General features: G+C 66.3%; 13 protein-coding genes. 11 read left to right on the top strand and 2 right to left on the bottom strand.

Translation table 11 applies throughout. The annotated features are described in order from the left end of the window. Window positions 1-18: 18 nt before the first annotated feature. From I8J29_RS14425 to I8J29_RS14410, 4 genes are all read left to right on the top strand, one after another. On the top strand, window positions 19-861 hold the full coding sequence (locus I8J29_RS14425) for a GNAT family N-acetyltransferase (protein WP_208848275.1): 843 nt from the start codon (window positions 19-21) through the stop codon (window positions 859-861). Between the two features lie 293 nt (window positions 862-1,154). Next, entirely contained in the window at window positions 1,155-2,036 is an 882-nt protein-coding gene (locus tag I8J29_RS14420; protein ID WP_208848274.1) for a LysR family transcriptional regulator, read from the top strand. A gap of 74 nt (window positions 2,037-2,110) precedes the next feature. Then, a complete protein-coding gene (locus I8J29_RS14415) occupies window positions 2,111-2,899 on the top strand; it encodes a GNAT family N-acetyltransferase (protein ID WP_208848273.1) in 789 nt (262 codons plus the stop codon). A gap of 322 nt (window positions 2,900-3,221) precedes the next feature. Beyond that, window positions 3,222-4,397 carry a sensor histidine kinase gene (locus I8J29_RS14410; protein ID WP_208848272.1) on the top strand — a complete coding sequence of 392 codons (1,176 nt, stop codon included), beginning with the start codon at window positions 3,222-3,224 and terminating at the stop codon, window positions 4,395-4,397. Window positions 4,398-4,451: 54 nt separating this feature from the next. Here I8J29_RS14410 and I8J29_RS14405 read toward each other — a convergent pair whose 3' ends face one another. Continuing rightward, window positions 4,452-5,666, bottom strand: a complete 1,215-nt coding sequence (locus I8J29_RS14405; protein ID WP_208848271.1) for an MFS transporter — start codon at window positions 5,664-5,666, stop codon at window positions 4,452-4,454. A 176-nt stretch (window positions 5,667-5,842) separates the two neighbouring features. Here I8J29_RS14405 and I8J29_RS14400 point away from each other — a divergent pair, with 176 nt between their 5' ends. Together I8J29_RS14400 and I8J29_RS14395 are read left to right on the top strand one after the other, a co-directional pair. Further along, on the top strand, window positions 5,843-6,448 hold the full coding sequence (locus I8J29_RS14400; protein ID WP_208848270.1) for a TetR/AcrR family transcriptional regulator: 606 nt from the start codon (window positions 5,843-5,845) through the stop codon (window positions 6,446-6,448). A gap of 69 nt (window positions 6,449-6,517) precedes the next feature. After that, window positions 6,518-8,038 carry an ABC transporter substrate-binding protein gene (locus I8J29_RS14395; protein ID WP_208848269.1) on the top strand — a complete coding sequence of 507 codons (1,521 nt, stop codon included), beginning with the start codon at window positions 6,518-6,520 and terminating at the stop codon, window positions 8,036-8,038. Window positions 8,039-8,170: 132 nt separating this feature from the next. Here I8J29_RS14395 and I8J29_RS14390 read toward each other — a convergent pair whose 3' ends face one another. Further along, window positions 8,171-8,620, bottom strand: coding sequence for a GlcG/HbpS family heme-binding protein (locus tag I8J29_RS14390; RefSeq protein ID WP_338113161.1), 450 nt, complete (start codon window positions 8,618-8,620; stop codon window positions 8,171-8,173). Window positions 8,621-9,021: 401 nt separating this feature from the next. Between I8J29_RS14390 and hutH the strand changes: the two genes are divergently transcribed. The 5 genes from hutH (at window position 9,022) to I8J29_RS14365 (ending at window position 15,129) form a co-directional block, all read left to right on the top strand. Continuing rightward, complete coding sequence (gene hutH / locus I8J29_RS14385) at window positions 9,022-10,551, top strand: histidine ammonia-lyase (RefSeq protein ID WP_208848268.1); 1,530 nt, start codon at window positions 9,022-9,024, stop codon at window positions 10,549-10,551. Between the two features lie 34 nt (window positions 10,552-10,585). After that, window positions 10,586-12,259, top strand: a complete 1,674-nt coding sequence (gene hutU / locus I8J29_RS14380) for a urocanate hydratase (protein ID WP_208848267.1) — start codon at window positions 10,586-10,588, stop codon at window positions 12,257-12,259. A gap of 56 nt (window positions 12,260-12,315) precedes the next feature. Then, window positions 12,316-13,620, top strand: coding sequence for an imidazolonepropionase (gene hutI / locus I8J29_RS14375; RefSeq protein WP_208848266.1), 1,305 nt, complete (start codon window positions 12,316-12,318; stop codon window positions 13,618-13,620). After that, window positions 13,617-14,600: an agmatinase family protein gene (locus I8J29_RS14370; RefSeq protein ID WP_208848265.1), complete on the top strand. Its 984-nt coding sequence runs from the start codon at window positions 13,617-13,619 to the stop codon at window positions 14,598-14,600. The genes hutI and I8J29_RS14370 overlap by 4 nt, the downstream gene beginning before the upstream one ends. 163 nt (window positions 14,601-14,763) lie before the next feature. Next, the gene (locus tag I8J29_RS14365) at window positions 14,764-15,129 is read left to right on the top strand and encodes a TFIIB-type zinc ribbon-containing protein (RefSeq protein WP_208848264.1); all 366 of its coding nucleotides are present in this window, start codon (window positions 14,764-14,766) and stop codon (window positions 15,127-15,129) included. The last annotated feature ends 34 nt before the right edge of the window (window positions 15,130-15,163 follow it).

Genomic DNA, 15,163 nt, shown 5'->3' with positions numbered 1-15,163 from the left:
GCAAAAGGAGAGATACCCATGAAGAATACCGGCTTTGTCCGGGATGTCCATCTTGCGATCGAACAAGTCGAACGCGAGGCGTGGTTCGACATGTACGCCGCCGCTCCCGCCGCGATCGTCCAACGCACGAATATCGCTTTCCGGCGATTGGGAACGGCCATCGGCCTCGCGGACCGCGGGACGCCGATCGCGGAGTTCAATCGGGTGCTCGGCTTAGGCATCGACGAGCCCGCAAGCGAAGACGAGCTGGAGCGGGCCATCGCCTGGATGAAGGAGCACGCCGTTCCGTCTCATGCCCTGCAGCTCGCGCCGACCGCGCGCCCGGAAGGGCTGCCGCAGTCGTTGGAAGCCCGCGGTTATAGGCGTACCGGCAACGGCTGGGCGAAATATTACCGGGACGCGAGTCCCGCGGAGGGCCATCCGATTCCGACGGCGCTTGAGGTGAAGCTCGTTCGTCCGGAGGACGCCGCACACTTCGGCCAAGTCGTGCAAGCCGGATTCGGGCTGCCCGCGGCGGTCGCCGACTGGCAGTCCGCCTTGGTCGGACGACCGAAATGGAACGTCTACGCGGCGTACGACGGCGGCGTGCCCGTCGCATGCGGAGCGATGTTCATCGACGGCGGCTGGGCGTGGCTCGGCGTCGATGCGACGTTGGCCGAGTACCGCGGCCGCGGGGCGCAGAACGCGCTGATCGAGCGGCGGATCGCGGACGGCATCGCGGCCGGCGTGTCCGGCTTCACCGCCGAGACCGGACAACCGTCCGAAGGCGAAGAACGCAAGAACAAGTCGTACGGCAACTACCACCGGGCGGGATTTACGCGACTGTACGTGCGCCCGAATTATGTGCTTCCGCAGGCTTGAACGGCGGCAGACACCGAACCTTGAAGGATCGTCCTTCAAGGTTTTTCTTTTGCCCGTTTTGCGTTCGCGCCTCTTCAGGCGGCCGCTCCCCATAACGGCGGGTTATGGCCCACCCAACAGAACGGTAGTACAATCCGCCGCTTCGCGATGGTACGGTAAGGTGCATCGAGAAGGCTTGCCGCGTTTTGATAAATGAATTTATAGGCGGTCCTTTATTTCGTAATTTGTTGTCGATGTGAGCAAACTTTACAATCAGGAGAGTGGGTCTGCGATCCAAGAAGGAAGGAGCCGCTATGGTCGATTTCGAATGGTACCGAAGCTTCATCGCCATTTATAAGCACAATTCGGTGTCGGAAGCCGCGAAGACCCGGATCATGACGCAGCCGGCGCTGAGCCAGCACCTCGCGTCCCTGGAAGCCGAGGTCGGCGAACGGCTGTTCGCGCGAACGACGCGCAAGCTGGTTCCGACCGAACGGGGCAAGCAGCTGTACGCGCATCTCGCGCCTCATATCGAGTCCTTGGAAGAGAAGACGATGGAATTGAAATCGCATTTGTCCCCGGCCATGAAGACGATCAAAATCGGAACGACGCACGAGCTGTTTACCGAGAGCGTGATGGCGCATTTGTCGGGGATGGAATGGAATACCGTCACGTACTTCGGGGATGCCGATCACTTGCTGGAGCTCCTCAAAGAAGACCGCGTGGATATCGTCATTACGGACAAGAAGCTTGCGACCCCCGGCATCGAATACGTGCGGCTGATGGAAGAACGCTTCGTGCTCGTGGCGCCGCCGGACACGGCGGTACCGGAATTCGCGCGGACGGAAGAGATGGAACGGTGGCTGACGGAGCAGCGATGGATCAGCTACGGCCTCGAGCTGCCGATCATCCGCAGGTATTGGAAGGAGTTCTTCAATACGGGGCCGGTCATTAACCCGGTGCACGTCATTCCGAGCCTGCATTTGATCTTGCGGGCGGTCGCGGAAGGCGCTGGGGTGAGCCTGCTTCCGACCTATCTGCTCAAGCAGCCCGGCGCGGCGGAGCGGAGGTGGCGGACGTTGTTCGAGCATATGCTCGTCCGCAACGAGCTGCTGATCGGCTTCAAATCCAAGCATAAGCACGTCCTCGACATTAACGCGTTCATCAAGCACATTCGCGAACGGAACGAGGACTGACGTAGACTGCGCGCGTCGCCGCCGGCACATCCGGGGAAGGAGGCGGACGCGATCCCATAAAAGCGAGGTTAAGCATGACGAGCATCCAAGAACGCATCAAGCAAAACATGGTCGCCATGCGGGAACGCATGAGCGGCGTCTGTCCGCGGATCGTTTTCGAGCGAACGCCAAGGGCGATCCGCCACGAATCCGATCTGCCGCATCCCGTATACAACCGCGTCCTTGCTTATTCAGGGACCTCGCCCGAAGACGTTCTGGACGATGTCGGACGCTTCGCGAAGCGTTATCGGGCGCGCAAGGTTCCGTTCACATGGCTGACCTGGCCGCACGAACCGGGCGCCGCGAGCTTGGCGGAGGCCTTGGCGGCCCATGGACTGGACAAGGTCGACGAGGTATCCGGCATGTCGCTGTCCTTGGCCGGCTGGACGTACGAAGGCCCGGCGATTCCCGGCTTTACGGTCCGGCCGATCCGCACGCGTGCGGAGATGGCGTGGTTCCGGGAAATCGTGCCGGATAGGTTCGGATTCCATGGTGAAGCCGCGGACGTGCTCGTACGGATCAACGAAGCGGCCGCCATGGGCCGGCATCCCGCGTTCCGGCATTACGTCGGCTTCGCGGACGGCCGGCCCGCCGCGGCGGCGACCGCGTTCCGGGACGGGGAGACGATCGGCATCTACAACGTAGCCACGTTGGACGGCTATCGGCGCAGAGGCCTCGGAACCGCGCTGACGGCGCATGCCCTGCGCGAAGGACAAGCCGCCGGCGCGCGGCTTGCCGTGCTGCAATCGAGCAGGATGGGGGAAGGCGTGTACCGGTCGCTCGGCTTCGGCGCCGATGTCGCGATCGGCGTCTACTTAGGCTAAAGCGCTGGCTGTAAGATACGCAAACAAGACAATCGAAGCCGTTCAGACAAGCCGCCGCATGGCGGCTTTTTTGCGTTGAACGCATGAGCGTGAAAGCCCGCATGCGCGCAGAAGCGAGCCAATCGCCTTGCCGGGGACGGGCCGAATGCCGGAAGTGGTCGCCGGATGGTGACATCATCGCCTAGGATTCCATTTTTTTAGGATTTTACGGGCGGCATGAAGGTGTAAGCGCGGGAAACATGGAAATGACTAATCATGCTCGCATTCGCTCCAGGAACTCGCGAACCGACGCTTAAGACGCTAGCAGGAGGGATTCGAGGTTATGGCACGGCAACCCGCCGATGGTCAGGCTGATGCTTTCAATATACCGTCCAAGTATTGGGATATCTTCAATGAATCTCCCGGAGGCGTATCCATCGCGACCGATCCGCTCTGCAAGATAATCCTGCATAACCGGAAAGCCTCCCGGATGCTGCGGGTATCGTCGGGCGGAGACTTTTCCCATTCCTCCGTCCATCCCCCGAAGGTAACCGTGTACCGGAACCGGATCGAGCTGTCGGCCGGCGAAATGCCGATGCAGCGTTCGGGCCGCCGGAAGGTGGACGTGCTCGACGAGGTGCTGGAATTCGTCTGGGAGGACGGCCACCGGATGATCTCGGTCTGGAACGCGACGCCGATCCTGAACGGCGAAGGCGACGCGCTCGGCGTGCTCGCGGTCTCGGAGGACATCACGGATTTCGTGCTTCAGGAACGCCGGATGCAGGCGGACAAGGAGTTCTTCGAGAATCTGGCCGCGGAACGGAAAGAAGAGCAGGCGAAGCTGCGGATCGAGCTGGAACGGCTCGACCGGCTGAACCTGATCGCGCAGATGGCGGCGAGCATCAGCCATGAGGTGAGGAATCCGATCGCGACCGTGCGAGGCTTCCTCCAGCTGATGCATCAGCTCCAGCCGACCGGACAGCTTAGCGCGCATTACGAGCTCATCGTCGGCGAATTGGACCGCGCGAACGCCATGATCGGCAATTTCCTGTCCTTGTCGAAGTCCCCGGCCGCCGACCATCGCGAAAGGACCGGACTGCTCGAAGCCTTCAACGCCGTCATGCCGCTGCTTGAAGCGGACGCGCTGATGACGGGCAAGAAGGTGACCTTCGAACCGGCAGCGGTGCCTCCGGTCGACATGAACGCGAGGGAGATGCAGCAGGTGCTGATCAACCTGGTCCGAAACGGCCTGGAGGCGTCCCCGCCCGGAGGCGAAATCCGCGTCGGGCTGTTCGAAGATTCGCATGCGGTCGGCTTTACGGTGAGGGACGAAGGAGAAGGCATGCCGCCTGACGTGCTCGAGCGGCTCGGCATCCCCTTCTTCACTACGAAAGGCAGCGGCACCGGACTCGGCTTGTCGATCTGTTACGAAATCATCCGGCGCCACGGCGCGCATATCAAGGCCGAAAGCGGCAGCGGCGGCACGACGTTCACGGTCTCGTTCCCCAAGGACGCTTGACGGCGCCAAGCCGTGCGAAGACGCCTGGCGGGACGAGACCGGCGCGGCGCCTGCTTAAGCCGCCGGCCTGGATTCGGTCATAAAATAGACGAGCGCGAGGAACGGCAGCAGAGCGCCGATCCAAGCGGCCGCCGCCCAGCCGCCGTGGGCGTACGTCCATCCGCCGAGGAACGATCCCGCGGCGCCTCCGAGGAAGAAGATCGCCATGAACAGGCCGTTCAGCCTGCCGCGCGTTTCATGGCCCAGCGCGTAGATCGCCCGCTGTCCGACCACCAAATTGCCGGAGACGGCCATATCGAGCGCGATGGCGGCGAGCAGCAGCAGCGCGAGCGACGCGTGCGACCGGCCGTGAACGAGGGCGGCCGCCGCGAAGGACAGGACGGCGGTCGCGATCGCGCCGAGCGTCAGCGCCCGGGAACGGCCGCGATCCGCCAATCGTCCCGCGATCGGTGCCGCCGCGGCGCCCGCCACGCCGACGAGCGCGAAGAGCGCGATGCCTTGCTGGGACAGGCCGTATTCGTCCGCGAGCCGCAGCGGCACCGTCGTCCAGAACAGGCTGAACGCCCCGAACAGGCTGGCCTGGTAGAACGCGCGGCGCCGCAGCGGCGGCGTGCCGCGGAACAGCGCGAGGAGCGAAGCCGTTAGCTGCCCGTAGCTCAGGCTCTTCGCCGGCCGCCGTTCGGGCAGCAGACGTCCCAGCACGATGGCGAGCAGCGCCATCAGCCCGGCCGACAGGACGTAGATCGCCTGCCACCCCCAGAGGCCGGCGATCAGGCTCGCGGCGGGCCGGGCCAGCATGATGCCGAGCAGCAGGCCGCTCATGACGTTGCCCACCGCGCGGCCCCGCTGCTCCTCCGCGGACAGATACGCGGCGAATGGCACCAGAATTTGCGCGACGACGGCCCCGAGCCCGATCGCGAGCGATGCCGCCAAAAACAGGAACGAACCGGCGGCGAAGGACGCCGCGGCGAGCGAGACGACGAGAAACCCGAGCAGCGAGACGATCAGCCGGCGATTCGGGAGCATGTCGCTGAGCGGGACGACGAAGAGCAGGCCGACGACATAACCGATCTGCGTAATGGTTACAATAAGCCCCGCGGCTCCGGACGGCATGCCGAGCGCTTCGCCGATCGGACCGACCAGCGTTTGCGAATAATAGAGGTTCGCCGCGACCATGCCGCATGCCGCCGCCAGCAGAACCATCAAGCCGGCGGATAGCCGGTTTTCGTGTCCGCGCCGTAATTGTTCCGTATTCTTCGCATTCTTCATGCGTGCACATCCTCTCTTTTTCCTCTGTCTAATTACTGAACGAAGCGTTTAGATATTGGATGTGATAAATATATACTGAACGTATCGTTTTGTAAATAGGCGAGCGTTCTTTATCGCGCCGTCGAAAATGTTTATACTAAGGGATGGACATTACTCGGCTAAAGGAGGGACGCGCAATGACGGAGACGAAGCGAGGGCGGCCGCGGAATCGGGCCGCCCAACAGGCGATTCTGCTCGCCTCCTACGAGCTGCTGCTGCAGGAAGGCTTCAAGAACGTCACGGTCGAGAAGATCGCGGAGCGGGCCGGCGTGAGCAAAGCGACCATCTACAAGTGGTGGCCCAATAAAGCGGCGGTGGTCATGGACGGCTTTCTGAATGCGGCCGCGCAGAGAATGCCCGTGCCCGATACCGGCAGCGTGCTCGAGGACGTGCGTCTTCACGCGGCGAATTTATGCCGCTTCATGGTCAGCCCGGAAGGGGCGATCATCGCCGCGCTGATCGGCGAGGCGCAGGTCGACGCGGTATTGGCCGAAGCGATCCGGTCGCGGTATATCTGTCCTCGCCGGGAGGAGGCGGCCGCGATCATCAAGCGCGGCGCGGACCGGGGCGAGCTGGGCGGCGGGCTGGATCCGGCGCTCGGCGTGGACGTCGTCTACGGCCCGCTATTCTATCGGCTGCTCGTCACGGGGGAGCCGCTCGACGAGGCGGCAGTCGCTCGGCTTGTCGAAGCCGCTTTCGGCGGCCTTGCCGCGTCCGGTCGTTCGGACAAGCCCGGACGGTAAGCGGCCCGGCGTTAAGGCGCCAAGACCCGCGAGCATGATCTACATACGAGAGATTCGGAGGCATGGCATATGAACGGGTTACGAAGAGGCGCGCTTGCCCACGTCCTGCTGCTCGGCGCGTTGCTGGCAACCGCCTGCGGCGGGACCGCTCCGGCCGCGAAGCGGGCGCCGGCGAACGCGGCGGACAACGCCGCGCCGAAGCTGCCGCCCGTCGAATTGACCGTCGCCTGCCTGGACGTCGGCACGACGAAGGATTTGGGGAAGGTGCAGGAAGCGCTGAACCGGATGCTCCGGGCGAAAATCAACGCCACGGTCAAGCTCGTGCCGGTGGTTGCGTCCGACTACGCCCAGAAAATGAACATCCTCATTACCGGCGGCGACCGGCTGGATCTCATGATTACGGGAGATTGGCTGGATTACTACGAGCAAGCGTCGCGGGGGCAGCTGCTGCCGCTGGAGGACCTGCTGGCCCGCTATGCCCCGGACGTGCCGAAGGCCATCCGGGCGGACATCCGCGAGGCGACGGAGGCAAACGGCAAGCAGTACGCCGTGCCGAGCATCCGCGATTGGGCGGCCGATTACGGGTATATGATGCGCAAGGATCTCGCGGACAAGTACGGCATCGACCTTTCGAAGGCGAAGAGCTTCGCGGCGCTGACGCCGGTCTTCGAAACGATCGTGAAGGGCGAGCGGATGCCCGCCGTGGCGTCGGAGAAGGCGGGGGCGACGATCTACGACGGGATGGCGCCGGTCGATTTCGATTCGCTCGGCGATTACAACGGCGTGCTGCCGCGCAACGAAGGCGGCCAGGTCGTGGATATGTACGAGACGGAAGCGTACAAGCGGTCGCTCGCGCTCATCCGGAAATGGTATCTTATGGGGGCCGTTCCGCAGCGGCTGTCCACGAACAAGAGCAGCCCCGAGGTGCTGATCAAGACCGGCGTCGCGGCCGGCCAAATGGCGCGCATGAAGCCGGGCTACGAGGACAAGGAGGGCCGCGCCGTCGGACAAGCGATGGTCGCGGCGCATCTGTCGCCGGCGATCGCGACGACTTCCACGGTGGCGAACATCATGTGGAGCATTCCGGTCGTCGCCCGCAATCCCGAGCGGGCCGCCATGCTCCTCGAGCTGCTGTACACCGACGCCGACGTGCTGAACCTGCTGTCGTACGGCATCCAGGGCGTCCATTACGCGGAGAAGGCGGGGAACGTCGTCGGCTTCCCGGCCGGGGTGACGGCGGCGAACGCCGCGTACAATCCGACGTGGAGCTGGATGTGGGGCAACCAGTTCCTGACGAAAGCGTTCGAGCCGGACGCCGCGGACATTTGGGAACGGCAGAAGGCGTTCAACGACGCGGCGTCGAAGTCGTCCGCCTTCGGCTTTAATTTCAATCTCGAGCCCGTCCGGACGGCGTACGCGGCCGTCGAAGCCGTCAAGGCCCGCTACGTCAACGGGCTGGAGAACGGCGTGCTCGATCCCGGCCAATACTTGCCGCAGTTCGTCGCCGAGCTCAAGTCGGTCGGCATGGACGCCATCGTCGCGGAGAAGCAGAAGCAGCTGGACGCCTGGCTCGCGGCGCGCGGCAAGTAGCGCGAAGCGAGCGGCGCGCGGCCGACCGGTGCCGGCAAGCGGACGAGGCCGGCCGTACCGGGGCGGACGAGGCGCGCCAATCCGGTACGGCACCGCGCCGGCTTGGCCGCGCCCGGCCGATCGGGCGCGCGCTTATAAGGGCTCGGACAGCGCGGACCGTCCGATCCGCGCCAGCGGCATCGTTTGCAGCAGCGCGGCGGCGGCTTGCGCGACCAGCACGTCGTTGTCGCCCGAGCTGCCGCTGACGCCGATCGCGCCCAGCAGCTCGCCGTTCTTGACGAGCGGCACGCCGCCCTTCAGGATGACGATCCGGCCTTGGTTGGTCGTGTTGATGCCGAATTGCGGACCGTTCGGCACGGCCGTCTCGCTCAGCGCGGCCGTCGGCGTCTGCATGGCCAGCGCCGTCCACGCCTTGTCGACGGCGATCTGAATGCCGCCGATCCGCGCCCCGTCCATGCGATGGAACGCAAGCAGATTGCCGCCGTCGTCCACGATCGCGATATTTTCGAGAATGCCGAGCTCCTTCGCCTTGCGCTCCGCTTCGTTCAGCATCCGCTTCGCCAATTCCAGCGTCAGTTTCACCGGTGGCACGCTCCTTCTCTTACGGCTTGATAGGCATTGACCCTACAATGTATGATCGGGTTCCCCGTTGGTGAATGCGCGCGCGCCGTCCTCCTGCCGAACGGCCCGGCGGAGCGCCGAATCCGACTGCGATTTGCGCGCGGCCAGCCCTCCGCAGGCTGCCCATTGACAGCGCTCCGGGCGGCGTGTGACAATTGAACCAGGATTCAACATCCATACTCGAAACGGGTGGGGCGCGATGAACGTGAAGCGAAAGCGTGAGCCGGGACAATCGCATAGCCCTTGCAAAAAGGGACCGCACGGAAGCGAAAAGCTTCCGCGCGGTCCCTTTCTTATGTTAAAGCAAGAAAGGGGATTTCCGGGACATGCAAACGATCGAACATCAAGAGAGGGGTGCCGGCATGAGGACGATTAGCGTGGACGGTCAAGGATTGACCCCGGAAGCGGTCGCGGCGGCGGCCGCCGGCGGCGCGAAGGCCGCGCTCAGCCGCGAAGCGGAGGCGCGCGTGCGCGAGAGCAGGAACATGGTGGAGGAGCTGGTCGCCGCGGGCGAAATCGCGTACGGCGTCAGCACGGGGTTCGGCAAATTCAGCGACGTGCATATATCTAGTCATGATACGGCGCGGCTGCAAATCAACCTGATTCGCAGCCATGCGTGCGCCGTCGGGAATCCGCTGCCGGCGGATACCGTGCGGGCGATCATGCTGCTGCGCGCGAACGCGCTGGCGAAGGGCTTCTCCGGCATTCGCCCGGAGACGCTGCGGCTGCTGATCGACTGCCTCAACCATGACGTGCTGCCGGTCGTGCCCGAGCAGGGCTCGCTCGGCGCAAGCGGGGATCTGGCGCCGCTGTCGCATGTCGCGCTCGTGCTTATGGGCGAAGGCGAAGCCTTCTGCCGGGGCGAGCGGCTGCCGGGCGCGGCGGCGCTGGCGAAGGCGGGGCTGCGGCCGATCGCCCTGCAGGCGAAGGAGGGGCTGGCGCTCATCAACGGCACGCAGATCATGACGGCCGTCGGCACGCTGACCTACGTCAAGGCGCTGCGCCTCGCGCGGATCGCGGACGTCATCGCGGCGCTGACCTTGGAAGGCTTGCGCGGGATCCCGGACGCGTTCGCGGAGGAAGTGCAGCTCGCGCGGCCGTATCCCGAGCAGATCGGCGTGGCGCGCAATCTCCGCGCGCTGCTGCGGGGCAGCGCCTTGACCACGCGGCAGGGCGAGCTTCGCGTCCAGGACGCCTACTCGCTCCGCTGCCTGCCGCAGGTGCACGGCGCGACCCGCCAAGCGCTCGATTACGCGCGCGACAAGCTGAGCATCGAGATCAACGCCGCGACGGACAATCCGCTCCTGTTCCTCGCGGAGGGCAAGGTCGTCTCCGGGGGCAATTTCCACGGGCAGCCGATCGCCTTCGCCATGGACCTGCTCAAGATCGGGATGAGCGAGCTCGCGAACATCGCCGAGCGCCGCACCGAGCGGCTCGTCAACCCGGCGTTGTCCGGCGGGCTGCCCGCCTTCCTGAGCCGCGATCCCGGCCTTGGCTCGGGGCTCATGATCACGCAGTACGTCAGCGCCTCGCTCGTCTCGGAGAACAAGGTGCTCGCGCATCCCGCGAGCGTCGACTCGATTCCGTCGTCGGCGAATCAGGAGGACCACGTCTCCATGGGCACCACCTCCGCCCGGCACGCGGCGCAGGTCGTCGCCAACGCGGCGAAGGTGCTGGCGGTGGAGCTGATCTGCGCGGCCGAAGCCGCCGAGCTGCGCGGCGCGGACGGATTGGCGCCCGCGACCCGCGCGCTCTACGACCGGCTGCGCGGCGCCGTGAAGCCGGTGACGGAAGACCGCTCGCTCACCGGCGAGATCGAACGCGTCGCGGCCGCGCTGCTGGCCGGGGAATGGCTGGGCGCGGTGGAGGCCGTCGCCGGGCCGCTCTATTAACGCTTCACCGATAACGTTCAGGGAGGTTACCGCCATGACGGAGCTTCACGGCAACGGTTCGCATCGCCTCGTCCGCGCCCCGCGCGGAACGGATAGGTCCTGCAAGGGCTGGGGGCAGGAAGCCGCCCTTCGCATGCTGATGAACAACCTCGACCCCGAGGTCGCCGAGCGGCCGGAGGAGCTGGTCGTCTACGGCGGCACCGGCAAAGCCGCGCGAAGCTGGCCCGCGTTCGACGCCATCGTGCGCGAGCTGCGGCGGCTGGAGAACGACGAGACGCTGCTGATCCAATCCGGCAAGCCGGTCGGCGTCTTCCGGACGCACGAGCGCGCGCCGCGCGTGCTGCTGGCGAATTCCGTGCTCGTGCCGAAATGGGCGACGTGGGAGCATTTCCGCGAGCTGGAGCGCAAAGGCTTGACGATGTACGGCCAAATGACCGCCGGGAGCTGGATCTATATCGGGACGCAAGGGATTCTGCAGGGCACGTACGAAACGTTCGCGGAAGCCGCCCGCCGGCATAACGGCGGCACGCTGCGGGGCACGCTGACGCTGACGGCGGGCCTCGGGGGCATGGGCGGCGCGCAGCCGCTCGCGGTCACGATGAACGACGGCGTCGTCATCGCCGTCGAGGCCGACCGCGCCCGCATCGAGCGCCGCATCCAGACGCGGTATTGCGACGCGCTGGCGGAGTCGCTGGACGAGGCGCTGGCGCTGGCGGGCGAAGCGGCCGCGGCGGGCCGGCCGCTTGCCGTCGGCCTGCTCGGGAACGCGGCGGAGATCTATCCGGAGCTGGCGCGCCGCGGCGCGAAGCCGGACTTCGTGACGGACCAGACGTCCGCGCACGATCCGCTGAACGGGTACATCCCGGCCGGCTTCGCGCCGGACGAAGCGGCCGCGCTGCGGGCGAACGACCCGGACCGGTACGTCCGCCTCGCGAAAGCCGGCATGGCGGCCCAGGTGCGGGCGATGCTCGATTTCCGGAAGGCCGGCAGCGTCGTGTTCGACTACGGCAACAACATCCGCCAAGCGGCCTTCGACGAGGGCGTAACGGACGCGTTCGACATCCCCGGCTTCGTGCCGGCGTACATCCGGCCGCTCTTCTGCGAAGGGAAGGGGCCGTTCCGCTGGGCGGCGCTGTCCGGCGACCCGGACGACATCCGCAAGACCGACGAGCTCGTCGTCTCGCTCTTCCCGGAGAACGGCCGGCTTCGCCGCTGGATCGAGATGGCGCGCGAGCGCGTCGCGTTCCAGGGGCTGCCGGCGCGCATTTGCTGGCTGGGCTACGGCGAGCGCGAGCGCTTCGGCCTCGCGCTGAACGACCTGGTGAAGCGCGGCGAGCTGCGCGCGCCCGTCGTCATCGGCCGCGATCACCTGGACTGCGGCTCCGTGGCCTCGCCGAACCGGGAGACGGAAGCGATGAAGGACGGCTCCGACGCGGTCGGCGACTGGGCGATCCTGAACGCGCTCGTCAACGCCTCGGCCGGCGCCTCGTGGGTATCCGTCCACCATGGCGGCGGCGTCGGCATGGGCTATTCGCTGCACGCGGGCATGGTCGTCGTCGCGGATGGGACCGACGATGCGGCCGACCGCCTGCGCCGCGTGCTGACGACGGACCCGGGCATGGGCATCATCCGCCACGCCGACGCGGGCTATGACGAAGCCATCGAGAGCGCGGGGGAGCACGGCGTCCGGATTCCGATGCGGGACTAAGCGAACGGGAAGCCGGTGGGCGCAGGCGAACAATCGAGAATCGGGAGGTTACGCGCATGGAACGGATCGACCTGCTGTTGAAGGGGATCGGCCTGCTGGTTACCCCGCCCGGCAGCGCGCCGCGCCGCGGGAGCGAGATGCGGGCGCTGCGCGAGATTCCGGACGCCGCGATCGCCGTCCGGAACGGACGGATCGCGCTGTTCGGCGGCGAATCGGAGGTGCTCGGCCGCCTGAGGGGCGTCGAAGTCACGGATACGCTGGACGCCGGAGGACGCCTGGCGGCGCCCGGCCTCGTCGATCCGCACACGCATCTCGTGCACGGCGGCTCGCGGGAGCACGAGCTTGCGCTGAAGCGCGCCGGCGTGCCGTATTTGACGATTCTGGCGCAGGGCGGCGGCATTCTGAGCACGGTGCGGGCGACGCGGGCGGCGAGCGAGGAGGAGCTGTTCCGGCGGGCGTACCGCAGCCTCGACAACATGCTGTTGCAGGGCGTCACGACGGCGGAAGCGAAGAGCGGCTACGGCCTGTCGCAGGAGGAAGAGCTGAAGCAGCTGCGCGCGGCGAAACGGCTGAACGACGCCCATCCCGTCGACGTCGCGTCCACGTTCATGGGCGCGCACGCCGTTCCGCCCGAGCACCGGGACCGGCCGGACGCGTACGTCGAGCTGGTCTGCGCCATGATCGCCGAAGCCGCGAAGGAAGGGCTCGCGGAATTCTGCGACGTGTTCTGCGAGCAGGGCGTCTTCACCGTCGGGCAGTCCCGCCGCATCCTGCTGGAGGGCAGGAAGCACGGCTTGACGCCCAAGATCCACGCCGACGAAATCGAATCGCTGGGCGGCGCCGAATTGGCCGCGGAAGTCGGCGCGGTCTCCGCGGACCACCTGCTGGCGGCTTCGGACGAAGGGCTGCGCGCGCTTGCCGCCGCGGGCGTCATCCCCGTGCTGCTGCCCGGCACGTCGTTCAACCTCGGGCTGAACCGGCATGCCCGCGCGCGCGCGATGATCGACGATTACGCGCTGCCGGTCGCGCTGGCGACGGACTTCAATCCCGGCTCGTGCCCGACCGATTCGATCCAGCTGATCATGACGCTGGCCTCGCTGAACCTGCGCATGACGCCGGAGGAGATTCTGACGGCGTGTACGCTGAACGCGGCGAACGCGATCGGCCGCGGGGCGGACATCGGTTCGATCGAAGTCGGCAAGCGCGCGGACCTGACGCTGTTCGACGCGCCGAATCTCGCCTACCTGCCGTACCGCTTCGGGATCAATCACGCGTTCGGCGTCATCAAGAACGGCCGCGCCGCCGTCTGGGACCGCCGGCTCGCCGGGCCGCGCGCCGACAAGGAGGAGACGAACGGATGACGGAGGAAATCCCGTATTTGGCCGCGCCCGAGCTGGCGGCGTTCAAGGACCGAATGGAGACGAAGGTCGCGCACTGGATTCGCCAATGGGACTGCAGGGAGCCGCTGCGGGCGGGGATCGTCGGCGTGCCGCTCTCGAAGCCGTCGCTGTCGGTCTCCGGCGCGTCCGTCGCGCCGGCGGCGGTCCGGGCGGCCTTCAAGTCGTTCACGACGTATTCCCTGGACTACGGCGTGGACCTGCAGGACATGGCCGTCCGCGATCTCGGCGACATCCGGATGCACGCGACGGACATGGCGGAATGCCGGCGGCGCATCGAGGCGAGCCTGCGCGCGATCTATGCCGCGCAGCCGGACATCGTGCCCGTCGTGATCGGCGGCGACCATTCCGTTAGTCTCCCGTCGGTCGCCGCGTTCGCCGGCCGGTACCCGGGCAAGCGGATCGGGATCGTCCACTTCGACGCGCATCACGACGTGCGCAATTTCGAGGACGGCGGCGTCACGAACGGCACGCCGTTCCGCGGCATCCTGGAGTCGGGGCTCGCCGAAGGCCGCAACGTCGCGCAGATCGGCATCCGCGGGTTCATGAACGCGAAGCCGTACCACGATTACGTGCTGGCCAACGGCGTCGCCGTCTTCTCCGCGCGGGACGTGCGGCGCGCGGGGATCGGGCCGGCGCTGGATCAAGCGCTCGCGATCGCCCGCGACGGGACCGAGGCCGTCTACGTCAGCTTCGACGTCGACGTCATCGATCAGGCGTACGCGCCCGGCTGCCCGGCCGTCGGGACGGGCGGCCTGGACCCGTGGGACGCGATGGACGCGCTGCACCGGCTGGGCGCCTGCCCGCAGGTGGCCGGCATCGATTTCGTCTGCATGGATCCGACGGTCGACGTCCGCAACGTCACGTCGCGGCTCGCGGTTCAATTCATGCTGAGCTTCCTGGCGGGCTTGGCCGTCCGTTCGCTTCCGGATCCGCGGGTCTGACCCGCGCGGCCGGCCGGGGCGCCCGGAAGACGAATCCCGCCTCCGGCCGCGGTTCGTCTCCGGCGCGGCGCCGGCCCTTTTCCGGAATCGCTTACAGCCGATCCGAAACCAAACGCGCTCCCGAACGTATGGAACGGGGAATACGCGAAGGAGGCGATTACGGATGAATTGCCCGGTTTGCAACGACTCCCGGATGCGGGAAGTGGAAAAGAACGGCATTCTGATCGACGTGTGCCCGAGCTGCAAGGGCGTATGGCTGGATCGCGGAGAGCTGGACAAGCTGATGGGCGACGTCCGCGAAGCGCGGGACGCCTACAATCAATGGCATTACCGCGACGACGACGACGATGACGACGACGACCGCCGGCGCCGGGCGCCAGGCGGCTATCCGCCGCCGGCTTCCGGCCAGCAGCAAGGCTACGGTAATCCGAATTACGGCCAAGGCTACGACAAGCACGGCGGCTACGGCCCTCCTCACAAGAAAAAGAAAAAGTCCGTCCTGGACGTGTTCGGCGACCTGTTCGATTGATCGGAGCCGGCGACTGCGATTCCTGCGGTTCGTA

This window comes from Paenibacillus artemisiicola (assembly GCF_017652985.1).
Classification (GTDB): Bacteria; Bacillota; Bacilli; order Paenibacillales; family Paenibacillaceae; genus Paenibacillus_Z; species Paenibacillus_Z artemisiicola.
This window is presented reverse-complemented; position numbering and strand designations above follow the sequence as displayed.